Origin of the sequence: Neorhizobium phenanthreniclasticum (assembly GCF_040066075.1) — a bacterium.
Taxonomy (GTDB): domain Bacteria; phylum Pseudomonadota; class Alphaproteobacteria; order Rhizobiales; family Rhizobiaceae; genus Neorhizobium; species Neorhizobium petrolearium.
The window spans coordinates 1-22,177 of record NZ_JBEAAL010000039.1; the positions used below are offsets into that span (position 1 = coordinate 1).

The window sequence follows — 22,177 nt, forward strand, 5'->3', positions numbered from 1 at the left end:
GGTTCTCACATTAAATGCCAAAGACCCATCTTGAATCTCAATTTAACTGTACATTCTCAAACTATGTGTACAGCTAACCTTCTGAAATCGTTGACAGGCGATTCTCACGATTAACTGCAAAGCGACATCAGCTCTCATTCGTCTGTAGGTGTTTCGGTTGTAGATGACTTGCGACCTGGTGGGCGACCAGGCGGACGGCCTCTCCTGCTGGCTCTCGCAGCTTTTCGGTTCAATCGTTGGCGTTCAGCCTCAGCTTGCGCTTCAGCCTCCGCTTCCGCTTTCTGTCGAGCCTCAAGAACATCGCTTGGCGTCAATTGGCCAACTATGCCAATCAAACTGCGTATGGTGTCGTGGGGGAGGTCATGAATAAGTCTGAACAATTCAACCCGATCATCGGCCTCTTGAGGATCTTTGCCGTAAAGATGAGGTGCCGCAGCATGAATCATCTGCATTGGCAGGAAACCAAGGAGCTCGGAAAGGTGGATCATTCGTGATACGGTAAGGCGCGAAATGTTCAGTTCATAGCGGCTATAAACCACTCGTGCGAGACCAGCCAAGGTCGCGAAATCACTCTGGGTCAAACCAGTTTTCGCACGTTCGTCTAAGAGGAATGCGGAAAGCTTTGCGTCGATCTCCCCGAAGCTGACAATGCCGTCGAAGCCCTCCTGGCGGTACAAGGGTCTCTGGAAATCTGGATCTGTGGTCTCAACCAGTTCCCTTGAATTGATATAGTCGGATAGATTCCGCACCGTCGGTATTCCCTCAGTCCCCAAATCCGCCAGTGGCAGATATCACGCACCATAACGTGCCATTAAGGCACTGTCATCCTGCGCGCCAGTCACACAAACCTAACAATATTGGGGGGAATGATCTGTAACATTGCTCTCTTAGGATCGAAATGCGCAACTCAGAGGCGCGTTGTGCCTCGAGTCAAGTTTGACTGCGAGCATTCCTGTTCACCGCCTTCGCAGCAATCAGATTCCAGCTTCGGGCATTGGGTTGAAAAATGCCTTCGAGGATCCTCTCGTCGCTGACCCAACTCAACTTCACGCGCATTTCGCAAGCTAGGGAGAACTGGTCGATGCTGATGCATCTTGTGATCCGGATCTCAGACTTCGGTCCGTGTTCCTCGAAGTCCCACATTGCAAACCGGAACAGCTCGCGTTTGGCGCGATCGTCCGTTGGCCAGTCGGTTTGCTTGAAAGGCTCCGGTGGAGTGGCGCCGACACTGAGTAAAGTTCTCTTTATGGCGGGAATATCGATCCCGACCTTCTCCGTCGCTTCAGGGTTGATCAAAAATCCAAGGGTTGCGCCTAGCGCCACCCCGCCCAGGAAACGAAGGTCGAGGATCAATAACCATTATCCTTCAGAAACTGGTCGATCGCGGCCTTGACGATCACCGTCATTTTCAAGTCGTTTTCAGAGGCTGCTCGCTCCAGACGTTTCTTAGTATCGTAATCAAGGGGGCAGTTGACGAAGTGTTTGCTCTCCCGCGCTTTATTCTGCTTCAGCTCCTGCAGTCGTATTCTGGATGCCTCACGCTCTAACGATCTGCTCGTCGCTCTCTCCCGGCGAGCCTCCGGTGATGGCAGAATCAAGCTCGACCGTTGTGGCACTTGAACGTCAGGGACCTTCGCGGGAGCTTCTTCGATAGCAACCTGGTCTGGATGATCGCTGGCCACCAAGTTTTCTGCTTCGTTGTCTATAGCCGGCTGCGACATTGAATTGGGCACATTCCCCCGTGACCGTCGCGGTGCAACGGGAAAATCAGATATACTGGAAGTCCCTTTAGCCATCTTACGCCCTCTTTTCCTCGTTTGTCAGGAAACGTTCAATTTCTTGCATCATGCCCATAACCTCACTCCGGGCCTTTCTGACCGAGTCGCTGAGCTCAAGCATTTGCAGTGTCCCATATCCCAGTCTGATGTCCCGATAGGGGTTTCGCTCATACAGCTCGGTATCAAGGAGGTGTGAATCATATCCCTGCTCTTGCAGGTTCGCGATGAAGGGGCGGATCAGGCGGTAAGCTTCCAGTGAGCGGCCGGGGAGAGTGATCCGGGTTCTGAAGTTGAGATGTGGAATGTTTCGCCCGGTACGATCGCAGGTGTCAGCCACGTCCATTGCTGCCTGGCCGGCAGCAAGGATCTCGTCTTGGTTTGGCTGGATCGGGGTCATAACGATGTCCGAGCCGGCGATGATCGTGTCCCGTAGCACGGTGTCTTGCCCAGGGGAGTCTATTAACACGACGTCAAACCCGGCGGTTTCGTTCTCCAGAATATGCTGAAGTGATGCGTTAGTTACCGCCGTTCGAAGCTCAATGCCGTCTGGCCTGTTGTCCTTCGCCTCTGAACGGGACCACCACTCATTCAGGTTTTGTCGTCCGTCTGCATCAACCAAAAGCACTTGCTTACCTTGAAGCGCATATTCCCCGGCGATCAGGATTACGGCGGTCGTCTTCCCCGCGCCGCCCTTGCCGCTTACCAGCGACATGCAAATTGCCATTTCACAATCCACTTCCTGTCTAAGACTTCAACCCGTCCCCTAGCGGTCCGACGTGTGTTCGATCGGAACATTAGTATCGTCGTTAAGATCTTCACATCGAAGAGAACCTACCATGTGAAAACACGCGGGTTAAGATCAAAACGTGCGTGTGATCACACCCTGCTAGACATCAATAAAGCCACACGGGTTGGTCGTGTGGCTTTTACAATTGTCTGGGTCGAGTGGTGACCCCGGAGCCGCGTGAGGCCGTCTTTGGCGCTCGCACGGAGGGCGCAAGGGCGAAGAGCGAAGCGTCCCTTTCGCCTGAGTACGAGGGACAGACGAAGGCCTTCAGAAGCGGTTTTGGCGGTGAACCCTGGTGAGCGTTCCAACGGAAAGAGTGCGAAGCGAAACGGAGCCAGTCGAGAGGTGAAATTTGATTGAAATTATGGGGTAGTGCTTTAGGTCATGGGTGGCATGGGTGGGTGGCATGGGTGGCAGGATACGCAAAGATGTTTTACATATTGCATTGCGATCGTGGGACAAGCCCACGATGAGGGTCGCAAAGCTCCGGGAAGGCCTAGTTGATTGATGAGTGAGGACACAATCGAAGTGCCGACAGCCAAGCAACGCAAGGGGCGTCTAATCAACGTGCGCGTCAGCGATGCAGAGCATTCGGCCATCGAAGAAGCGGCCAAGTCGGCCGGTATGAGTGTGTCTGCTTTTTTCCGTTCGCTGCTCCTCGAGGGTGCTGGCGTTCGACCCATTCTGACTGCGGAAGACAGGTTGATCATGGCCGCGTTGCTCGAAGACATGCGGATGATCGGCATCAATTTGAATCAGGTAGCCCGCTCCCTGAATGCAGGAAAGGGTGTCCATCCCTCAGAGCTGGACATCAACCTTGGCAACGTCCAGCGGATTCAGGCGGCTGTAATGAGTGAGCTGCGGACACTTTCGCGCCGTGCCGGGCATGAGCGCCGAGGCGAGGTGTAGGCCGTGGAGTTCTTTTTCGGCACTTTCACAAGCGAATGGGAGCAAAGGCGCGCGGCGCTATTGCACGAAATGACGCTCGGCGGCCGTGGGAGGGCTGTCGAGGAAGAGCTTGAGAAGAGACTGAAGAATCTGCAGCACCAGGTTGGGATGTCTAAAGGCGGGTCGGGATCTAGGGGAGGGGTGAGGACATCGGCATTCAACGTGTCATCGCCTTCGAGGACGATGGCTGCCGGTTCGGGTGCTATGCGATCAATGGACGTTCGTCTTGCAAGCGTTGCCAAAGGGAGCCAGCCAGCAGTTGTCAAACTGGCTTCCTACGGTGGTGGCGCCCGCGTCGGCTCGATGCTCAACTATGTTTCCAGAGGGGGGGAGCTGAAGGTTGAGAACGAAAACGGCGAGACGTTGCGTGGCCGTGAGGAGCTGGCGCGTCTCCGTGGCGATTGGAATCACCTTTTCCAAAACAGGACCGAGAGCCGCGATATCGGCGCGTTTAGCGTCGAGGTGAGCGTTTCCGGCGGCTCGAACCCGCATGAGCAGGTGCGGGACATTGTCAGCAGTGGCTTTGGTGATCGACGCTACGCTTACTCTGTCGAAACCCGAAACGACGGATCGCTGAAGGTCGAGGGTTATGTCGTGTTGCGCAGCGGGCAGGGCGAGCGGCTGACGGCTGACGCGAAGGCGGCCGCCATCGTTCAGGAGCGTTTCGACGCCAGCGCCGTTGCGAAAGAGGCCCCCGCGGCTTTCTCGTTCACAGGCTATGGCAATGGCGTGGAATATGGCGCTGCCAAGTTGCGAGACCTGATCGCGCAGCGGAACGACGTTCGAGACGATCAGGGACGCTTGATTGCCGATGACAAGGCTGCGGGCGACCTAGTGCAAAAGGAATGGCGGGATGAGCTGCACAGCCGCAAGAGCCGTGACGTGATGCACGTGATCATGTCGGCGCGTGCCGGCACGGATGCTGTCGCTTTCGAAGGAGCTGTTCGCGACTTCCTGGCTGAGCAGTTTGCGGGCCATCGGTACGTTTTCGCTATGCACGATCCGGAGAGCGATCCGAAAGAAGCAGGGGAGGGGGGCAAACGGCCGCATGTTCATGCTCATGCCATCGTTACCATGCGTTCGGAATCGGGCGACCGGATCGAGACGACTCCGGCCACCTTCCGGCAATGGCGTGAGGTCATGGCCGAGAAGGCGCGTGACCACGGCATCAATATGGAAATGACCGATCGGCGAGAGTTCGCCACGCCGCCAGCCTTCACGCGAAATCAGGTTCGCGCCGTCAAGCATGACGGTCGAACCGAGCATGTAGGCACCAGCGATCCGGCGCAGGCGCGATATGACGCAAAGCGAGCTGGTCGGCGCGTGGTGGCGACGAGCCAGAGAAGCCGCCAGTACATCCTAAAAGCGCAGGAGACCTGGCAGAAGATTGCAGTCAACGCCGGCGACACAGTGGTTGCGGCCTACGCCGCTCAGCATCGCTCCTATCTGGAAAACGGCCTTGCCCAAACGGACCAATCGCCTGCTGATGCAGTCATTCATGCAGATTTCGGCGGTGATTACCGCTCCAATATGGTAGCAATCAGAGACATGTTGTCGGAGGCAAAGGACATGCGCGAGCAGACACGCCCAGAGTTCGAAGCGTACGAAAAGACTGTTGAAACGGCTCTATTCAACCTTCAGCGCAGCGCTGGTCCAGAGGACCGGTCAGGCTTCGAAGAAGTTTCCTCCCTCGCTCGCGAGATCGTCGATTTGCGCAGGCAGATGCTCGAAATGAAGGAGCGTGGGCTTGATGAGCAGGATGGACGCAACGCTGCTGGCGACGTCTCCAGAGAAAGTGGCGTCGCGCCGGAAAGAACGGCATCTGAGGTGCAAGAGCAGACGGATGCTAACCTTCAGTGGGAGGCGGCTGTTGCCAAGCATGGAGAGGCTGTCGTTGAGGCTGGTAACGATGCGATGGCAAATGTGGAACACTATCGCTCCGGCCTCGCCCATATCGAAGCCGGCGAGCTCGGAGACGAAAACCGGGAGCAATATGAGAAGGGCCTTGAGGCTTCGCTTCATCACGCAGCTCAACTCGCCGCTACCGGAAACGGCTATCTCCGGGATGTTGCCAACGAAGATCCGGAACTGCGCGCGGAGATCGAGACCATTGAGCGCAATGAAGAGCGTGGGGACGAAAACAAGTCAAACAAGCAGCCGATAACTGCGGATACTGCCGACGATCGCCAACGCGATCTCAGGGTGGATCTGGAAGAGGAACGTCCGATTGGGCAAGCGGAGCGTGAGGCTCACCAGCTCGCTGAGACGGTGGACGCTACTCAGAGGCAGCAAGATCGTGTAAACAGAGACAGGGAAGCGGCCCAGCGGGGCGGCGAGACCACTCGGACTGATCCCGCGCAACAGCACATTCCTCGTCTCGAGGAGTTGGAGCGTGAACAGGCTGAACAGAGGGAGCGTAATCGGGACGACCGTGATCGCTAAAGTGTCATGCAGGACGGTAATCAGAACACCTACCTGGTGGAAGTAAACGACCCCAAGTCTGCCGACATCGTCGGCAAGATGATGGTGTGGGGTATGGTCTCCGTTGGGATCCTCGCGATCCTGATCAAGGTCTACGGGACCGTGATCGGCTGGTATCATGCTTCTGTGGCTTGGCTAACAGAGGCGGGTCAGTACGCAGCCAGCTTCTGGCCCTTCTGAACCTGAATTAGCGGCCGGCCTGTTCCATGATTGGATCAGGAACGGTCGCTGCGAATAGCTCTTCCAAGCTCTTCCTCTTGCGCGGTGATTTGCCTTCGGCTTCCCGTTCGACGACCTCCCTTAGACGACTAACCCGATCATTGTGCGCTTTTTCGATGTCGTTCTCTGAGACAGGTGTTGTGCGCTCTTTGGAAGCGGGCACAGCTGCCTTAGCAGGTTCCGGAGTGCCCCCGGCGCTGACCTTCTTGTTGGCCAGGGCGGATGGATTCACAACACGAGCGGGCGAGGTGGAGGGCGCTGGCTCTTTCGGAGCCTCCTCCTGGACAGGCGCCCGCGGCTCCTCCGCTTTCGCCTCAGTCGCAGGCTTTATCGCTTCCGCTTGTTCAGCTTGTTCCTGGCCTGCATTGGCATAGGCTGGCGTGGTCGCTGGAACAGGTTTAGGTGGCAGGTAATCGACAGTTGGAACGGTCGGTATGTGTGTCTGAGAATAGGCCTCCGCCTCCTTGAAGGGCTGCGTCTTAAAGAAGCGCAGCTTGTCTCCAAAGATTGGCCGCTGACCCTCCACCAGCAAGATCATCTTGTTCTCGGGCATCTGGCGCACTTCCTGCGGCATCATCAGGTCCCGATCGCGAATTTGCTCGACCTTTGTTCGGCGCGGGAGGCCCATAAGCTCGATAGTGCGGGATTCAGACTGATATCGGATGGTTCTCTTGCCAAGCGCGCGGGAAGCATATTCTGCCGTGGCCTGGTCATTGGCACCAAGGATGAGCTGATAGCCGCAGTTGCCAAGGAGCGAATGTCGGGACGTCTCACCATAGATCTCATCCAGGTTCTTCAGGTCCTGGATGATGAAGGCGAGCTTGATCTTATAGCCGGCCACATAGGGCAGCTTCGTCATGATTTCGTCCATGCGCTTCAGCTGGCGAAACTCATCCAGCAGGAAATAGACCGGCACGGAGTTGGGATCATGCTCAAGGGTAAGTATGTCCATCACCTGTTGAACGAACAGCGTCAGCAGCGGCCTAAGAAGCGTGATGTCGGTGATGTTCGGGGCAAGGTAGATTGTGACGGGTCGACGCTTCATGGATCGAAGGTCCATGTCGGTCATGTTCGTTGCGGCCACAACGCGTTCGTTCTTGAACGGCCTCATCGCCTTCTGGATATCAAGCAGTGCCGAGGCCGCGGCCCGATCCGAGAGAGACAGGTAGGAATTGAAGCTCTCCATCGTGAACTTCGACAGGTATGGCTCCTTCTCCTTGATGTACTTCATCAAGGCCTGCAGATCGGTCCCGCTGTTGAAGAAGGAGTTGATCTCGCCGAGGTTCCTGCGTCCTTTGTAGAAGGGGCTTTCGAGAACATAGCTGATGGCGCCGGCGAGAACCTGTTGAGCTGTGGCCTGCCAAACTGAATTCTCGGATTCGGTGTTTTCCGGTACAAGAATGCTGGCGATATTTTGAATGTCAGTCGTGCGATTGCCTCGCTCCGGACGAACGAAATCCAAGGGATTATAGCTGTTGGTCGTCTCGGAACCCGGCGCGAACAAGAAGACCTGGCTGCCGTTGCGCTTCCGATAGCCGGCGGTTGCCTTGTAGACCTCGCCCTTCAGATCCGTGACGATCATAGAGCCTTCGTGCATGAGAGCGTTGGGGATGACGTAGCCCGCGCCCTTACCGGATCGCGTCGGGCCAATAATGAGGTGGTGGCGATCGTCATACGCGCGGAGGACGTTGCTCCCGATGCGACCGAATATGTGACCTTTCTTGCCAAACCACTTCCCGCGCCGAAGGGTTGCAAGATCCTGAAAGGCCGCATCCCCCAATGGATTGCTGGTAGGTTTGAGCCCAAGGTAAGCAATGAGGCCTGATACGAGCAGCGCGGGCACTACGGAGCCGAGCGCGACTTTTTGAAGGGAAGGGGAGGAGCTATAGGCCCAGAACTGCTGAATTGGTGCGAATGGGTTTGAGGTAATTGTCGCCTCGAGGATCCTACCGTCACCGTAGAAGAGCTGAAGCCCCGCCCCGTATGCCAGCATCCAGACTGCAAATGCGATCAACAGGCAGAAGAACAGATAGAAGGCCTGTAGCCCCTTACTCATGATGCATCCCGTGCGAAGTAGATTTCGGAAACCCCGCGCTTGCCGCCTTCCCGCCTGAGCTGGATCACGATCGGAATGACCATTTGGATGTAGGACATCAGGTCCTGCTTGGAGTAGCCGGCGGACATGCCGGACTGCTGCATCATCATGGCAAGCTGTTCATAGGCGCCGAGCGGCGTATCGGCGTGTACTGTCGACATGCTGCCCGGGTGGCCTGTGTTGATGGCGCGAAGGAATGAAAAGGCCTCAGCGCCACGAATCTCGCCAACGAAGAGGCGATCCGGCCGCATTCGAAGCGCCGATTCAAGAAGGTTTTGAATCGTCACGTTTGCAGTGCCTTGCCCACCCTTGGAGGCGATCAGGTGGACCGCGTTCTTCTGTGGTGGGAATAGCTCACGAGTGTCCTCAAGCGTCAGGATCCGCTCATTCAGGTCTACAGAGTTCAGGCACGCGTTCAGAAACGTGGTTTTGCCCGACGACGTGCCGCCACTGATCAGGATCGAAACCCGCTTCGTGATGGCCGTATGGATGAAGTCGTAGATCTTCTCCGCGCGTAGATAGGCGATCAGCTCCCGATCCACGTCGCTTAGGCCCCCGACAGCAACCGAGACTTTGTCGAGAGAGCCGTTGTCACGGTAGTCCTGCAGAGAAAAATTCTGCACAACCTGCTTACGGATCGTGATCGACCCACCGTCAGGTGCCGCGGGCGGCAAGACGACCTGGATACGTTCGCCGGTCGGCAGTGCTGCGCTAAGGATCGGATTAGCGGCGTTGAGGAACTGCTTTGTCGCTGCGGCAACCCGCTCGCCAATGTTCTCGATCTCGCGTGCCGTCAGAGCATCGATTTCATGATGCTCCATGTGATCAGCACCGAAACGCTCAACATAGACTTGGCCTGGCCGGTTCACCGCAATCTCAACCACCATCGGGTCATCGAGAAATTGCCTGATGGGCTCCAGAGACCGGTTCAGGAAATAGTGGGGATCATGAGCCGTCGTGTTACCTACCATAACGTTCACGTTTGATCTCCTTCATCGCTTCCGTGACAGGATCGTCGTACATGGCGCTGAAATCGAGGTCCTGGCGAACATAGACAAAGATCCGCTCGCCCTGCGGTACGCTGATCGTTGGCGGGATCCTCAGGTTTTCGGCAAGGACCGTGTTCGCCATGTCGCTGAAGGTCTGCGCGATCGTTTCTCGCGCCAATTCAGCAGCTCGCTCAGTGTCATCGTTTCCGGAGCTGGAGTCGCTACCGTATCCGGTTAGATAGCTTGCACCGCCTCCGACGATCGACAGCAAGATTGATGCGCCAAAGCGCTCACGGAACTTGTTGTCGACATGACCCGTCAGGCCCGATCGCCCGAGGCTGTCCGTGCCGATGGAGTTCAAGCGCACCGACACGCCGTCATCCCGGATCAGCCTCGTCCACACGACAAAGACCCGCTTCTGCCCCCGCGTAACTTCGGACTGATATTCTCCGATCAGGCGTGTTCCTGTTGGGATCAGGACACGCCGCCCATCGAAGGAGTACACATCCTTGGATGTGATGGCCCGGACCTGGCCCGGAAGGTCGCTGACGATCGCCGTTTCCAAGATGCCGGGGATCAGCGTGCCCTCTGGGATCATGGCGTCGATGCGCTCAATCTGCCGGGCCTTGGCGGAACGGTCACCGATCGCACTCGCTGAGGACAGGTACTGGCTGTTGCGATCCTCGCCAGCGACGGTCAAAGGCGTGCCGCTGTTCGAGCCATCGAGCGAACCATTCGCGGATCCTCCCAGGTTCTGGTCAAGCGTGATTAGCTTTGACCGAAATCGCTCCGGAAACACCTCTTCGGCGGGCGGGGGGGCGCTCGCCGGTTGAGCTACTTCGGGCGGGGGAGGCACGTTGAATTCAGTGACGTCCACCGGCGGAGCTGGCGGCGGAGGAGGCGGAGGTGGAAGTTCCAAGACAGGCTGTTCGGGTGGTGGGGGAGTGGGTTCTCCATCGCGCACGAAACCGGGCGGCCGGAAGGTCGTGGTACGGAACTCCTCCTCACTTTGCGGGCTTTCAGGCGGGCTTTCTCCGGACGTCGCGAGCACCAGGTACGCGGCGAAGATGCCAGCCAGCAAAAGGGCGGCCATGCCGACCGTTTGATTGCGCTTCACGTTTCGATTGCTGATTTCGGCCTCGTCGGCCGCCGCCATTGCGTCGAGTTCAGGGCTGCGCTTCATTAGTTGCCGCTCCTCCTGCGTTTGCTGGCATCAAGATCCGGTTTCGGAGCCATGATGTCAGGATCAGGTGCTGCAAAGTCCGGCTTGCGGAGGTTGAAAATGCACGTCCACTGGTTTCCGTCCCGGAGCGTGTATTGCGTGGCTACGCCGTCAACGACGATGTATTCGCCTTCCTTGCGGAAGTTTCGCAGGGTCTCGGAGAAGTCGGATTGAACGGCAAAAATGGCCGGCACGGTCCCTCGGCCGAACTTGAAAAAGGTCTTCTTTCCGTCATCGAAGACCATTGTCGGCTTCAGCGCCGCGTCGCCCGAGAAAGAGTAGTCAATATTGACGTTCGCTTTGTCGATGCTCGAAATGTTCGGGTTAGCTGCCCGAAACTCAGCCTCCTTCCGCAGAGACTCGTTCAGGTTCTTCTCCGGATAAACGAAGCGAATGCCGAAGACCTTTTTCCCTGCTTCCGGTGCATAGTCGTTGAGCTCAAGGAAGTAGATCCTCTTTGAGGTCACCACGTTCATGTTAGTGGAAACGTCCTTGGCTATCGGCTTGACGAAAAGGATGTTGCCCTTTTCGGACGGGGCAACCTGCCAACTGTCGGTGTCGCCAAGCGAGATCGTCTCAAACTTCTCATCTTCGTCGAAGATGATCATCGTCGAGATGCCGTAGGTCGCAGACACCTTCACGACGTTGTTCGGCTGATAGACAACACTGGTCACACGCGCATCCAGACTGCCAGGGCGGGGCTGTTGCGCCGCATAGGCGTGAGTCATCGTGAGAGCGGCGATCGACGCCGCCAGTAGGAAGCCATATTTCACTGCTGGCCTCCCGAGGTCACCGTTTCCTGATCACGGCGGTAGTCATAAACCTGGAAGCCCAACGGGTTTTCGAAGCGCCATTCGTTGCGCTCAGGCGTATCCGTGTAGCGATAGCGAACGATAGAGATGAAATGGCGCGTGATGATGTCTGAATCAGAGCGCTCATGCGTCGAGAACCGGACGAGCGCCGTTGTCGTGTTGGGGAAGGTGACAGACTTTATGTCAACGGTGATCGACTTGTTTTTGCCGAGCCGGCGAGCTGGATTGTCAGGGTTCGCGGCACTCCATTGGGCCTGGAGGTCGCGCGCTGCGTCGCCGGTGGAGAGCAAAGCTGCAATTCCAAAGTTCTGCTCGATGGCAAAAGGATCATAGCCCTCGCGGGATCGAATGTAACGGACGACATTCGCCTGAGTGACCGCCTGCTGATCGGTGATGTTCGATGTTCGGGTCAGCCCTGTCTTGACCTCAATGTAGCCAGTGTTCTTGTCGACCTCGACAATGTACGGCTCGAAGCTCTTGAGGGGCACGAGCATCACCAATGCGGAGAGCGACAGGATCGTGATGCCGCCGAAGATCAGCGTAATCAGCCAAGCGAACGCCTTGGACCGTTTGGCCTTTTTGACGATCTCTTGTTCCCAACGGTCCCCATCCTGAAAATAGCTCCGGAGAGCATCGTTATTCTCTGCCATGTATCCTAGCCCTTAATTCCCGCCACCAGTTGCCTAGTTGGGCAGACTGTTGTTGGTAATTCTGTTTTGCATCGCTTCTGCTGCACCGGCGTTTTGGATGTTTTCCCTCATGCCGGCATGGGTTCTGGCGCGTGCGGCCATTCCTAATTCTCCAGCCCTGCCGGCTACAGAACGTGTCGCGGTCAAAGCTCTTGCCGGCAGTGCAACCCCGGTCGCGTAGCCAACCGATCGAGCGATCTGCCCAACGCCCGTTGCCACGCCCCCGGTAATTCCCTGGGCGAGAGTTTGGATGTTGAAGAGGACAAAAGCACCAGCCGCACAGATCAGGACGAAAGCCGAGATATCGTCTAGCTGGATCTCGTTCGCGGATGCTGCCGCTGCGACCTTCTGCAGTTCAGCGTCCATGGTCGTGATGAGAAAGGCGGCGACGACGTAAACGAAGAGCGGAATAATCGCGTAAGTCAAAACCTGCTGGAACCAAGCCATTCCGTACTGGCGCGTGGAATCAAACAATAGGCAGGCGATAAAGATCGGTGCAGTGCCAAGCAGCACCCACATCATCACCTTCGCAAGCACGAGGATGGCAAGCGCAACGGCAATGAACAGCCCAACCGCCAGCATGATCAGGAACCCTACAAGACCCGGGAGAATGGCGAAGTAGCCTGACTGCTCCGCGAATGCTGCTGCTGCCTCATTCGCTGTCTCCCAAATCATGGAGAGGCCGTCTGTCGGCTCAGTTATCCCGGTACTGCTAGCCGTCAGGAGCGCCCGCCCCACGTCTTCCGGCGTGTTGTTCAGCCAGTCGTAAAAGAAGAGTTGGAAGTTGCCCCACTGATCAATGAAAGCGACGATAAGCATCATCCGCACGACCCGGCCGACGATCTCGCCGACGCTCACTCGCGCGGTCCCCATGACGAGTTGAAGTCCGTAATAGGCGACGTAGGCAATAAGCATGATCGTCAGCAAGGGCATGATCTCGTCGCCAACGACCTCATAAGCCCGTTGGGAGAAATTCCGCCCTGCATCTTCAAGAGCCTCAAGCAGGCCGCCTAGAAAGTTCATGGGGTCACTGCTCTCCGCTTGCAGCGAAAGCGTCGATCGCCGCCAGCGCTTCCGATGGGTTGCCATTCACGCTGGTCATTGGGCCACATTCCTGTCGCGGATCCTCGGCGTAGGATGTGAGGTTTGCCGGCCTCTTGCATGGTGCAGTCTTCTCTTTCGGAGCACCGGCGCAGCCAGTTACGCCGGCAGCAACCAGAACGGAGAGGAGCACAAAACCATTCACTCGAAATGTCTTAGTCACCGTAGGTCAGCGCCTTCTTGGTATTGGAGATGTCGACAAGGCGGCGCTGGTTTTGAGCCTGCAGGGAGCCGACCGCCCCATTCATCACGCCGATCATTTCGTTGATCGTCAGGCCGGTTTGAACCTGCAGCTGCGTGTTCTGATCGATGGACCCCTTGATGTCTTGGGCCTGGCCGATCTGCTGACCTGCCTGCTGGAATGCCTGTGTTCGGGACTGAACGGCCTGTTGCGAGCCGGTGACTAGGGCAGCAACTCCAAGGACGGTCTTCATCATCTCTTCGTAGGACTTGTCGCCGGAGAACGTGCTGTCCGCCTTGCCAGACAAGTTCTTTACTAGCTGAAGACCGTTGATGAAGGTGGTGGCAATCTGCCCGATGTCACCGCCCATGCTGCCGAAGTTCGGGACTCCGCCCTGCATCAGGCTATCGAGTGACGGCATCTGAGAAACGCTGAACCCTTGACCAACGGCGAGGTTCTGCATGGGATTTGAAACGCTCCCGCGATCCCCCGTGACGGCTTTAAGCGTCTCTTCTACCGTCTTCAGAACCTCCTTGTTCGTATCCAGGATCTGATCGGTCGTCTGAGAGGTTTCCGTTGCAATCTTCAGGTTGGCGCTGTCGATCACGGGAACCTGTGCATGCGCGGTAGACGCCATCGCTAGCGAAAACGCAGTCAGGAATGCTCTTTTCATGGCCGTTCTCCTTGTCATTCGGTGCTCAACATCAGCTTCATGTCAGCCTCTGGTTCGAGTTTTCGAACGCAGGCCTGTTCCTCCGGATTCCACTCAAGCTGCAGTTCCTTGTCGCAGAGGTCAGCTACCTCGCGATCGTCTTCTTTCTCGTCTCGCTTGTAGTCGCTGGACCGCGAAGACCCCGAGAGCCCGCCTAGATCGAGTGCATTTTGAGAATTCATAAGCTCCGCCATCGTTGTTCCGAGGCGGATGACCTGGTTCATCATCTCGAGGTTCGCATTGCGTGCTCCGGAATTATGGTCCCAGCTGTCTTGGATCGTGCCGCTTTCCATCTGGCCGAGTTGCTGAAGCCATGACGCGACGTTCCCGCTGTTTTCGGAAATCGATTGGCTGGTTGCCATTGAGTTGATCGTTGCGTCACGCGCACCTGAAAAGCCCGACGTGCCTCCGCCGAAGTTTTCGGGGATGTTCGACACATCGGAGCCTCCGAACTGAGGCATCCACTTGCCTTTGATCGCGGCTACATACCCCTGCGTCTCCTTGAACGGAGGGATGCCGCCATACTTTCGAACGTTGCCTGGCCCCGCGTTGTATGCCGCTAGGGCGAGGTTGGTATTGCCGTTGAAGGTACGGAGCTGCTGCTTCAGGTAGCGTGCGCCGCCGCGGAGGTTATCCTCGATATCGTGAGGGTTCACGCCAAGATCCTTGGCTGTGCCCGGCATCAGCTGCGACAAGCCCATGGCGCCGACAGGCGACTTTGCGCAGGGATTGAACCGGCTCTCCTGGTAGACGAGAGACATGAAGAGGGTTTCGTCTACCCCTTCCTCACGCGCCACTCGCTTCACGAGCCCGACAATCTCCGGATTGGCTTGTGCTGCCGAGGGGGCGTCACCTCCGCGCCCCGGCCGGTACATCGAGCAGGTGACGCTCTTGCTCACGGAGTGCCGGCGACTGTCTGTTTCTTCGATCTGCTTCGTCGTTTCATTGCGCACCGCATCTGTTGAAGTGAGGGCGCCATCCGTAACAGGAACCTGCGAGGAGGCGGGGGGCGCTGTTCCACAAGCCAAGGCTGCAACCAGCAGCGTTAGAGTCCGACTGTTCCTCATTCGGCCTTCTCCCATCCGCAGAATTTCGCCAACCAGTTTTCGGGTTCGTCTCCGTACTGCTCGCGAAGTGCCGCGCACTCCTCGATCGTCTCCTTGCGTCCTGAAAGCACCTTCACGAGATCCGGCATTGTCGACAGATCGAGACGCGCAATGACAGAGTCGTTGCCATGCTTAATCAGGAAGGTTCTCTTTTCAGGAGGCGTGTTCTTGATGAACTTGAACTCCTTCACCGTCAGGCCGAAGCGCTTGATGTAGCTCTCTTCGTCAGCCCGTGGGTTCGGGAAGTGGATGTTGGTCGCCGATTGCTCAATGAGCGTGTGCGACGCTTTGGATTTGGTAATGTCAGCAGCCGACTGCGTACCAAAGCCCACGATGCCGTTGAGCTTTCGGATCGTCTTCATCTTGTCGACGATGAAGGCGCTGAAAGTGTCATCCATCAGTAGCTGCCAGCCTTCATCCATGAAGAACATGACGGGGTTACCGTCCAGCAGCTCGTCCAGCCGATGGTAAAGATACATCAGCGCAGGGGTTCTTAGCTCCTCGTTTCCGAGGATGTTGGTCATATCAAAGCCAAAGACGCTGTGACCCGAGAAGGAAAGGACGTCATGGGGCGCGTTGAACAGCCAGGCTTTTTCGCCTTCGATCCAAGGGCGAAGCCGCGAGTACAGATCGTTGGCATCGGCCTTGGACCGCCCCATCAAGAGGCCGGCAAGATTCGGGAGGTTCCGCTGAGCTGCCGGCTCCTGCATGATCCGGACGATTGCCTTTTCCAGCGTGTCCTCGTCCTCTTGCGTGAAGTCGGTGCGACGATCGCCGCGCAGCATGGCCTTGAGCAGACGGACCAGAAATTCCCGGTTCTCGCCGGTGTTTTCCAGTTGCAGCGGGTTAAAGCCCGTGGGCGTTCCCGGAGACAAAACTTCGTAGGCTCCGCCGATCGCCCTGACGAAGATCTCAGCCCCCCGGTCCTTGTCGAAGAACACGGCGCGAGGCGTGGGTGAAACCCGCATCGCCTGAGCCAGCAGGAAGGTCAAACCTACGGTCTTGCCGGATCCTGTCGGACCAGTCACCGTGAAGTGCCCGATATCCCGGCGGTGGAAGTTGAACCAGTAGGGGGTTTGTGAGGTCGTTTCCAGAATGGTGATCGGCAGGCCCCAATGGGTGCGATCCGCTTGTCCAGTCGCGAAATTATGCATCGAGGAAAGGCCGGAGAAGTTGGCGCTCGACAGCATGGCGATGCGGGAGATGTAGGAGCGGTTTCCAGGCAGCTGCGCCCAGAACGCCGCCTCAAGATTGAGGTCTTCCCGGAGCCAGTTGATGTTCATGTCGGTGAGGCAAGCGCCAAGTTCCGACACGCAACGGCTTAATCCCTCGAGGTCCCGCGAAATGCACAGAAGCGAAAAATGATGGAAGCCGAATACAGCCTCCTGATTGAGGAGGCTGTTCAAAGCATAGTCGATGTCGGATTCGACCGAACTACCCGCTTCGTCGGAGGCCTTGATTTGGCGTTGAAGGCGGCTGATCCGCTCTTGTGCGATCGGTTTGTCTGCAAGGGTGAAGGACTGCGTCAGGATGAACTCGTGGTTCACCTGCAGCAACCCATCCAACATGCCGGGACCAGTGAATGGAGGATATTCTTTGATTGAGAGTAGAGCGGCATAGCGGCTATCTTCTTCCACCGCCGCTTGTGCCTGCATCGTCCGCTTTGAAAAGTGAAGCCGTGAAGTGCCGACGTAGTTGCGAATTCCCATGCGCGGAAGCCGCATCTTTCGCGGCACACCGCAGGTCAGGATCGTGTTGAAGAACTCGCAGGGCTCCGAATACGGATCGCCCTTAGCGTCTTCTCCATCGATGTCCTTTTTCGCGGTATCGTCTGATTTCTTGCGATACGTGATGCCAAGCGGCTTTGCGCCGTACTTGTGCAACTCTTTCACGATGTTCCCAACCAGCTCTTCGAGGTCGGTCACGTCTTCACGGGTCGCTTGGGCCCTGGCCTCCTTGTTCGAGCGTTCAAAGATCCGCTTCAGCGAGTCGCCGAGGCCAAGCGCCCCTTTCATGCCCGAACGCACGATCGTCAGGTAAATTTCGTTCGTGAACATCCGCTTCTTGCGAAGTTGGTCCATATAGCGATCGTTCAGGATCTCGCAGAAGGAGGAATCGAACGAACCGCCGATTTCGGTCTCGACCTCACGACGGATTACAGTCGACCAAAGAGAATAGCGGCTCGAACCTAGTGCTCGGATCATGGTGTTCTGCACAACAGAACGCATGTTCAATTCGGCCTGGTCCTCCGTCTGGAAGAACAGGCCATCAAGCTTGATGACGCTGATCAGGGTTCCATTCTCGAGCCCGATGACCGTGTCAGACACATGCCGCATATAGGGGATGTGAACGGACATAGGCCGCTCGTTGCCGGCGACCTTCCCAAACCCAAGCTCTTCCTTGACGACTTTCAGCATCTACTATGGTCCGTATGAGTTGGTGCCCCAAAAGCGCTTGTTGGGGGTCCTTGGCGTCTTGCGGGACGTGACCTGCAGGACGTCGAGAATCTTGCTGTCCCAGGCACAAAGCGAGAAAAGGACAAGGTAGGCGGCTGGCGCGATCAGCAGTGCCGCCAGATGGTTCGTCACCAGCCACCCAATGATTGTCACGCCGATGATCAGGACGACCGCCATGTAGGGCACGCCCCATAGCGTCGGAGACCGGGTCAAGCCGATCACCAACGGCGTCAAAGCTGGCTTCTCGTCCTGAAAATCGCTCATCAGCCGCCGCCTACCGACGAAATCATCTGGTCAACGATGGCAGGGGCGCCGAACACGAGACCGATGCCAATGACGACGGCTCCGGCCGTGAACCACGAAAGCCTGCCGGCAAAGGCAAGGAAGCCGAGGCCAATCACGGCGATGATTGCCATCAGACGTCCGAAGGGGCCGGTGATGAAGTCAACGATCATCTGTACGGCTGTCTGAAGGGGGGCGAATGCACCGCCGCCGCCACCGCCAGCCTGTGCAAGCGCTTGATCAGCGCCTGCAACCTGCAGGGCTGCCACCAAGCCAATGACGGCTACTGCCTTCAATGCCCCGGAATGCCGGGAAACGACGTTCTTCATAGTTCTCTCCTTAAAAATGCATCACGCCGCCGACGAACTTGCCGGTCTTCTCCACAGCGATGACTCCGGCATCGCTGGTGTTCTTTGCCGCCATGTCTCGGACGATCCCGTTCGCCTTCCGTTTGCCGGTTGGCATCGGTAGGCCGAGCTGGAAATTCACGACCTTTGCGACATAGCCGACGGTTTCTTGGAATGGCGGAACGCCGCCATATTCGTAGATGCGCCCCTCCCCGCTGTTGTAAGCGGCTGCGACCAGAAGCGGGTTCTGAAACTCATCGAGCAGGAAGCGGAGGTACTTCATCCCGCCCTCGATGTTTTGAGCAGGATCGCAAATGTCCTGAACACCGAAGCGAGCCGCCGTTTCGGGGATAAGCTGCATCGGTCCGCGTGCGCCTTTCGGTGAATTGCGGATCTCATCGAATCGGCTTTCGGCCCAAGCAATCGCAACCGCGAAGCCCTCATCGACGCTGTATCGGCGCGCAGTGGATGCAACCAGCGCTCTAATCTCCTCAGGTGACAGGGGCGACGGCCCGCACTCTTCAACGGGAGTTCCTGCCCCTAGATTTTCGGGGGTATCACTAGATGTAGTATCTAGAGTAGGAGTTTGGACAGGCTCAATGCGGCCCGTGGCGCGCTCTGAGACATCAAAATACGCGCTGACAGCCGCATCAATTTGATGCCCTTTGGCGCCCGCGTCGTTCGACGCCGTTGCGCCCAAAACTTCGGCTCCGCCCTTCGTGACAACACCGTTTGCACCAAGGACGAATTCCTTCTCTGATGTCTCGACACCGCTCCAGCGATCTTCGAAGTTCGTGACAAGAGATTCCTCGTTGATTGTCACATAACCGTTGTAACTGCTGGAAATACGGCCTGTTGTGGCTAGGTCTTGTGACGCAGCAGTATTGGCCGCGAGCAGCATGGATAATGCTGCGCTAGTCAGGGTTCGCGGGCCTAGATACCCTGCATAGACAGTGTTTTTATCCATCGCACCCGCCCGTCAAACGGTGTTGTGATCGCCACGAAAACCGACTAGAGTTAATGCACACATGATACCGATTTGATGCACTCTTACAAGTTTTCTGATCGGTGTTAAACCCTATTTTGCAGGGTCAACAATCGCACTACGGATGGTTAGGGCTAGATTATGAAACAGGCCATCATTCCCGCGCTTCTAAGTTGCGCAATGGCAACACAAGCGCTTGCCGCTCCTGCGGTGAACAAGGACTACATCAGATCGCTGGCGGCGCCGGGCAAAACTGTTCTTGTCGTCGAGTATTACGACGGGACCGGTAAAGTCGCTGATCGCAAAGGTTACGCCACGGCCAATGGCTTCAAGGCTATCTCGGCGACTGAGTTTCGCGTCGATGAATCGACAACGTTGCATCTGTATGGCGTTCAGCCCTGCAACGGCGATCTGGTCAATCGCGCGGAGGACTATTCCGGGACTTGCGAGGAGTTTGGTACGCAGCAGCTGCAAACGATGCTGCAAAGCCCCAAGGTTCTGTTCTGCAGGGCCTTCATCAGCGAGCAGACTGCCCCCGTTCAGGATGTCACTTGCTACGGCTACTATAACTATCCTGGAGCAATGGACACGGTTGATAATCTTGAGGAGCAGCTTCTGTCGTTGGGAGCGGTTCGCCTGACTAAGAAAGCCGATGGTTCATTCGAACGTCCTGATCTCACGGAAGCTCAGGAAATCGGCCAGAAGGGTTCCTACGGTATGTGGGCAGATCCTCGGGTGAAGGCGCAATGAAGCTTGCTGCTGCACTCGTCGCGACTCTACTGCCCTTTGCCGCCAATGCCGCACCTGAAGGGTACTTCGATCTTGCTCCCGGCGTTACCTTGGAAACGGGGGACACCTGGATCTCGAACGGAGAGCGGTTTCGTCTCTATGGCATCCAGTCCTGCTTACGCGGCACTGCCTACACGGATGGTCAGGGCAATAAGAAGGACTGCGGTGAGGCATCGCTTGCGATGTTGGCTGCCTACATCAAGGACACCAAACCGATCTGTGCCCCCGTGGCGAAGCTTAATGGCATCTCATATGTCGTTTGTTACGCCACGGTTGGCAGTCAAAGGCTCGACCTCGCGCAGATCATGGTGACAAGCGGCTATGCATTCGCCGCCTTGAAGACCGATGGTCTCCCTTATCATGCCCCCTACGCCATAGCCGAGCAGCTTGCTCAGCAAAAGAAGGCCGGCCTTTGGCAATTCTCCGACGTTCAGCATCCTTCCATCCTGCTTAGTCGTGAGGCGAACCAGCGATCGAGGAGCGCCCAGCCATGATAAACCGCCTTATCCTTTTTATCGCCGCAAGCTCTTTAGCCCAGCCAGCGTTTGCCGCCGATCCGATCTATCAGAACTGGCACGCCCTACGCGGTCAGGCTGCGCCTCCAGTTGCTGCTGCTGTTCGGTTGCCGACGTTCAAAGGCCCGGTAACCGTTCTCGACGGCCGCACGCTATGGTTCGGCACGCTTGGCAATGGCTATAAAGTGAGGTTGGCTGGCATCGACACCTGTGAGCTTCCTCAATGGGCTTTGAACCCAAAGTGGACCAACCGGGAGAAGCAACAGGCTCCTAGCCCCGTTCCATGCGGTCCCTTCGCCAAGGCCTGGCTGAAAAGGACTGTCGGAAACAGACCCACGACTTGCGTCGGTCTGGCCTACGCGAACGATGGGATACCCGTCGCACAATGCACGACTAACGGTGTGGATCTCGCCGCCGAAATGCTGCGCGTCGGTTGGGCTCGTCTCGATTCCCCTTACATCAACGCCCAATATTACGCTTATCAGACCAACGCGATGGCCGCCCGGTATGGGATGTGGGGAACCTACGTGTTGGACATGAACGAATGGCGCCGCAAAGCTGTCGACAAGACGCTAGATCGGCATCCGATCGCCGACTTCAATCTATTGGCCGAGAGGAAAAGCGAGATCTCTCCTCCTTTTGCTGATGCGCGAAACAAGCCGAAGAGGACAGACCGATAGTTGCCAGACCTCGCACATATTGCGACCTCTCTCGCAACGGATCCCTTGGCTGGTTTGCTGCTTGCCATCTCCCTCTCGATCGCCCTCATAATCCCGGCGCAGAGACTCTGGTGGATCCACGCGCTACTAGCGGCCTTCCTTCTCATCCTGTCGCTGGCTTTCCACGACAAGCGTCACTTGTCCTTCGACAGCTACCTGGTCGGGCTCTTCGCCTTCGCCGCGGTTTCTCGGGACATTCCCAATCAGCCATTGCTCTATCGCATCGGCATTTCCTGGTTTGCGTGCTTCGCACTGATCTCGGCCGTCATCTACGCTGCAGGCGAACGCATCCAGCACAGGACTCCGCTCGAAAGATTTCTTTCCGAGCCGGCAATTTCAGCAGCATTAATCAAGAGGGACACCTGATATGAAACCAGTGTTTTTTGCCGCAGCCGGTCTCGCGGCTCTTGCCATCTCTCCAGCATCTGCCAAGGCCGAGGATGCCTCATGGGGTTGCCAGATCCTCTTGTGCGCAGCCTCACAAAGCCCGTCATGGCATGGCGTCCCCTACTGCGTTCCCCCGATGAAAAGGCTCATATCAGCTATGGCGAAGCCCGGCTTCTCCTGGCCGATCTGCCATGAAGCAAAAGCCGGAAAACCGGGCTATGAACCTTACGAGGAATGCCCTGCCGGCATGACCGCCGTTTCCTCCCGCACCGATGGGGATCGGTCGTTCTTGGGCCGAGACGACAAGGATCAGTGCACGAAGACCGTCAACCAGTGCAGCAACCGTGCCGCCTTCCGTACCCAATTTGGTGACGCCCGAGAAAACGAGCGCAAGGGTGTCACGATCCGGCAGATCAACCAGAACAACGACAATGATGTCTTCAACCGAGACAATGGCTGCATGGTGCAGATCACTCAGCCCCGCCCTCGCCGCGCGGACCCTTATTATTTCGACATTCCGAACGATAAGGGCGTCAAGCAGCGTGCTTGGTTCAACCTGAATGACTGAGTGGATGAC

Annotated in this window: 25 protein-coding genes; 8 read left to right on the forward strand and 17 right to left on the reverse strand. The window is 57.0% G+C overall.

What is annotated here, in order from left to right:
* Positions 1 to 134: 134 nt before the first annotated feature.
* From ABK249_RS30535 to ABK249_RS30550, 4 genes are all read right to left on the reverse strand, one after another.
* Entirely contained in the window at positions 135 to 749 is a 615-nt protein-coding gene (locus tag ABK249_RS30535) for a helix-turn-helix domain-containing protein (RefSeq protein WP_227705943.1), read from the reverse strand.
* A 181-nt stretch (positions 750 to 930) separates the two neighbouring features.
* Entirely contained in the window at positions 931 to 1,353 is a 423-nt protein-coding gene (locus tag ABK249_RS30540; RefSeq protein WP_227705944.1) for a hypothetical protein, read from the reverse strand.
* Positions 1,350 to 1,721 (reverse strand): hypothetical protein, encoded by a 372-nt coding sequence (locus ABK249_RS30545; RefSeq protein WP_052642551.1) that lies wholly within the window; start codon positions 1,719 to 1,721, stop codon positions 1,350 to 1,352. The genes ABK249_RS30540 and ABK249_RS30545 overlap by 4 nt, the downstream gene beginning before the upstream one ends.
* A 76-nt stretch (positions 1,722 to 1,797) precedes the next feature.
* Positions 1,798 to 2,490 (reverse strand): ParA family protein, encoded by a 693-nt coding sequence (locus ABK249_RS30550; RefSeq protein ID WP_376909612.1) that lies wholly within the window; start codon positions 2,488 to 2,490, stop codon positions 1,798 to 1,800.
* Positions 2,491 to 3,072: 582 nt separating this feature from the next.
* On the opposite strand from ABK249_RS30550, the gene ABK249_RS30555 reads away from it, so the two are divergent.
* From ABK249_RS30555 to ABK249_RS30565, 3 genes are read left to right on the forward strand one after another with little or no spacing between them, the layout of a single operon-like run.
* Entirely contained in the window at positions 3,073 to 3,474 is a 402-nt protein-coding gene (locus tag ABK249_RS30555) for a DUF6290 family protein (protein WP_133675526.1), read from the forward strand.
* 3 nt (positions 3,475 to 3,477) lie between these two features.
* Positions 3,478 to 5,955, forward strand: a complete 2,478-nt coding sequence (locus ABK249_RS30560) for a relaxase/mobilization nuclease domain-containing protein (protein ID WP_227705945.1) — start codon at positions 3,478 to 3,480, stop codon at positions 5,953 to 5,955.
* 6 nt (positions 5,956 to 5,961) lie between these two features.
* Positions 5,962 to 6,174: a hypothetical protein gene (locus ABK249_RS30565; RefSeq protein ID WP_052642558.1), complete on the forward strand. Its 213-nt coding sequence runs from the start codon at positions 5,962 to 5,964 to the stop codon at positions 6,172 to 6,174.
* Between the two features lie 7 nt (positions 6,175 to 6,181).
* On the opposite strand, the gene ABK249_RS30570 is transcribed toward ABK249_RS30565, so the two are convergent.
* Genes ABK249_RS30570 through ABK249_RS30630 form a run of 13 tightly spaced genes read right to left on the reverse strand, consistent with a single transcriptional unit; the run spans position 6,182 to position 19,106 of the window.
* Complete coding sequence (locus ABK249_RS30570; protein ID WP_227705946.1) at positions 6,182 to 8,269, reverse strand: type IV secretory system conjugative DNA transfer family protein; 2,088 nt, start codon at positions 8,267 to 8,269, stop codon at positions 6,182 to 6,184.
* A complete protein-coding gene (gene virB11 / locus ABK249_RS30575) occupies positions 8,266 to 9,288 on the reverse strand; it encodes a P-type DNA transfer ATPase VirB11 (RefSeq protein ID WP_227705947.1) in 1,023 nt (340 codons plus the stop codon). Before virB11 ends, ABK249_RS30570 begins: the two co-directional genes overlap by 4 nt.
* Positions 9,269 to 10,480: a type IV secretion system protein VirB10 gene (virB10, locus tag ABK249_RS30580; protein ID WP_227705948.1), complete on the reverse strand. Its 1,212-nt coding sequence runs from the start codon at positions 10,478 to 10,480 to the stop codon at positions 9,269 to 9,271. The genes virB11 and virB10 overlap by 20 nt, the downstream gene beginning before the upstream one ends.
* Positions 10,480 to 11,292: a P-type conjugative transfer protein VirB9 gene (virB9, locus tag ABK249_RS30585; RefSeq protein WP_107341995.1), complete on the reverse strand. Its 813-nt coding sequence runs from the start codon at positions 11,290 to 11,292 to the stop codon at positions 10,480 to 10,482. The genes virB10 and virB9 overlap by 1 nt, the downstream gene beginning before the upstream one ends.
* The gene (locus tag ABK249_RS30590) at positions 11,289 to 11,981 is read right to left on the reverse strand and encodes a VirB8 family type IV secretion system protein (protein ID WP_227705949.1); all 693 of its coding nucleotides are present in this window, start codon (positions 11,979 to 11,981) and stop codon (positions 11,289 to 11,291) included. The genes virB9 and ABK249_RS30590 overlap by 4 nt, the downstream gene beginning before the upstream one ends.
* Positions 11,982 to 12,014: 33 nt before the next feature.
* Entirely contained in the window at positions 12,015 to 13,043 is a 1,029-nt protein-coding gene (locus tag ABK249_RS30595) for a TrbL/VirB6 family protein (RefSeq protein WP_037093751.1), read from the reverse strand.
* Between the two features lie 4 nt (positions 13,044 to 13,047).
* Entirely contained in the window at positions 13,048 to 13,284 is a 237-nt protein-coding gene (locus ABK249_RS30600; RefSeq protein ID WP_142523761.1) for a hypothetical protein, read from the reverse strand.
* Positions 13,277 to 13,975 carry a type IV secretion system protein gene (locus tag ABK249_RS30605; RefSeq protein ID WP_107341898.1) on the reverse strand — a complete coding sequence of 233 codons (699 nt, stop codon included), beginning with the start codon at positions 13,973 to 13,975 and terminating at the stop codon, positions 13,277 to 13,279. Before ABK249_RS30605 ends, ABK249_RS30600 begins: the two co-directional genes overlap by 8 nt.
* A gap of 14 nt (positions 13,976 to 13,989) precedes the next feature.
* Positions 13,990 to 15,081 carry a lytic transglycosylase domain-containing protein gene (locus tag ABK249_RS30610; RefSeq protein ID WP_227705972.1) on the reverse strand — a complete coding sequence of 364 codons (1,092 nt, stop codon included), beginning with the start codon at positions 15,079 to 15,081 and terminating at the stop codon, positions 13,990 to 13,992.
* Complete coding sequence (locus ABK249_RS30615) at positions 15,078 to 17,537, reverse strand: VirB4 family type IV secretion/conjugal transfer ATPase (protein ID WP_227705950.1); 2,460 nt, start codon at positions 17,535 to 17,537, stop codon at positions 15,078 to 15,080. Before ABK249_RS30615 ends, ABK249_RS30610 begins: the two co-directional genes overlap by 4 nt.
* Before the next feature lie 3 nt (positions 17,538 to 17,540).
* On the reverse strand, positions 17,541 to 17,840 hold the full coding sequence (locus ABK249_RS30620) for a VirB3 family type IV secretion system protein (RefSeq protein ID WP_081950740.1): 300 nt from the start codon (positions 17,838 to 17,840) through the stop codon (positions 17,541 to 17,543).
* Complete coding sequence (locus tag ABK249_RS30625) at positions 17,840 to 18,187, reverse strand: TrbC/VirB2 family type IV secretion system protein (RefSeq protein ID WP_037093745.1); 348 nt, start codon at positions 18,185 to 18,187, stop codon at positions 17,840 to 17,842. Before ABK249_RS30625 ends, ABK249_RS30620 begins: the two co-directional genes overlap by 1 nt.
* Positions 18,188 to 18,197: 10 nt before the next feature.
* Positions 18,198 to 19,106: a lytic transglycosylase domain-containing protein gene (locus tag ABK249_RS30630; RefSeq protein WP_280107559.1), complete on the reverse strand. Its 909-nt coding sequence runs from the start codon at positions 19,104 to 19,106 to the stop codon at positions 18,198 to 18,200.
* 225 nt (positions 19,107 to 19,331) lie between these two features.
* On the opposite strand from ABK249_RS30630, the gene ABK249_RS30635 reads away from it, so the two are divergent.
* From ABK249_RS30635 to ABK249_RS30655, 5 genes are all read left to right on the forward strand, one after another.
* On the forward strand, positions 19,332 to 19,940 hold the full coding sequence (locus tag ABK249_RS30635; RefSeq protein WP_227705952.1) for a hypothetical protein: 609 nt from the start codon (positions 19,332 to 19,334) through the stop codon (positions 19,938 to 19,940).
* On the forward strand, positions 19,937 to 20,473 hold the full coding sequence (locus ABK249_RS30640; RefSeq protein WP_227705953.1) for a thermonuclease family protein: 537 nt from the start codon (positions 19,937 to 19,939) through the stop codon (positions 20,471 to 20,473). Before ABK249_RS30635 ends, ABK249_RS30640 begins: the two co-directional genes overlap by 4 nt.
* Positions 20,470 to 21,174: a thermonuclease family protein gene (locus ABK249_RS30645; RefSeq protein ID WP_227705954.1), complete on the forward strand. Its 705-nt coding sequence runs from the start codon at positions 20,470 to 20,472 to the stop codon at positions 21,172 to 21,174. Before ABK249_RS30640 ends, ABK249_RS30645 begins: the two co-directional genes overlap by 4 nt.
* A complete protein-coding gene (locus ABK249_RS30650; protein ID WP_227705955.1) occupies positions 21,175 to 21,579 on the forward strand; it encodes a hypothetical protein in 405 nt (134 codons plus the stop codon).
* A 178-nt stretch (positions 21,580 to 21,757) separates the two neighbouring features.
* Positions 21,758 to 22,168: a hypothetical protein gene (locus ABK249_RS30655; protein WP_311319489.1), complete on the forward strand. Its 411-nt coding sequence runs from the start codon at positions 21,758 to 21,760 to the stop codon at positions 22,166 to 22,168.
* Positions 22,169 to 22,177: the final 9 nt, after the last annotated feature.

Bases quoted from the DNA above. Each gene is read 5' to 3' on its own strand.
- ABK249_RS30565 (WP_052642558.1), top strand. From the start codon at position 5,962: ATGCAGGACGGTAATCAGAACACCTACCTGGTGGAAGTAAACGACCCC.
- ABK249_RS30545 (WP_052642551.1), bottom strand. From the start codon at position 1,721: ATGTCGCAGCCGGCTATAGACAACGAAGCAGAAAACTTGGTGGCCAGC.
- ABK249_RS30570 (WP_227705946.1), bottom strand. From the start codon at position 8,269: ATGAGTAAGGGGCTACAGGCCTTCTATCTGTTCTTCTGCCTGTTGATC.
- ABK249_RS30605 (WP_107341898.1), bottom strand. From the start codon at position 13,975: ATGAAAAGAGCATTCCTGACTGCGTTTTCGCTAGCGATGGCGTCTACC.
- ABK249_RS30620 (WP_081950740.1), bottom strand. From the start codon at position 17,840: ATGAGCGATTTTCAGGACGAGAAGCCAGCTTTGACGCCGTTGGTGATC.
- ABK249_RS30625 (WP_037093745.1), bottom strand. From the start codon at position 18,187: ATGAAGAACGTCGTTTCCCGGCATTCCGGGGCATTGAAGGCAGTAGCC.
- ABK249_RS30555 (WP_133675526.1), top strand. From the start codon at position 3,073: ATGAGTGAGGACACAATCGAAGTGCCGACAGCCAAGCAACGCAAGGGG.
- ABK249_RS30640 (WP_227705953.1), top strand. From the start codon at position 19,937: ATGAAGCTTGCTGCTGCACTCGTCGCGACTCTACTGCCCTTTGCCGCC.
- virB10 (WP_227705948.1), bottom strand. From the start codon at position 10,480: ATGAAGCGCAGCCCTGAACTCGACGCAATGGCGGCGGCCGACGAGGCC.
- ABK249_RS30595 (WP_037093751.1), bottom strand. From the start codon at position 13,043: ATGAACTTTCTAGGCGGCCTGCTTGAGGCTCTTGAAGATGCAGGGCGG.
- ABK249_RS30590 (WP_227705949.1), bottom strand. From the start codon at position 11,981: ATGGCAGAGAATAACGATGCTCTCCGGAGCTATTTTCAGGATGGGGAC.
- ABK249_RS30645 (WP_227705954.1), top strand. From the start codon at position 20,470: ATGATAAACCGCCTTATCCTTTTTATCGCCGCAAGCTCTTTAGCCCAG.
- ABK249_RS30610 (WP_227705972.1), bottom strand. From the start codon at position 15,081: ATGAGGAACAGTCGGACTCTAACGCTGCTGGTTGCAGCCTTGGCTTGT.
- ABK249_RS30655 (WP_311319489.1), top strand. From the start codon at position 21,758: ATGGCGAAGCCCGGCTTCTCCTGGCCGATCTGCCATGAAGCAAAAGCC.
- ABK249_RS30635 (WP_227705952.1), top strand. From the start codon at position 19,332: ATGAAACAGGCCATCATTCCCGCGCTTCTAAGTTGCGCAATGGCAACA.
- ABK249_RS30630 (WP_280107559.1), bottom strand. From the start codon at position 19,106: ATGCTGCTCGCGGCCAATACTGCTGCGTCACAAGACCTAGCCACAACA.
- ABK249_RS30550 (WP_376909612.1), bottom strand. From the start codon at position 2,490: ATGTCGCTGGTAAGCGGCAAGGGCGGCGCGGGGAAGACGACCGCCGTA.
- ABK249_RS30615 (WP_227705950.1), bottom strand. From the start codon at position 17,537: ATGCTGAAAGTCGTCAAGGAAGAGCTTGGGTTTGGGAAGGTCGCCGGC.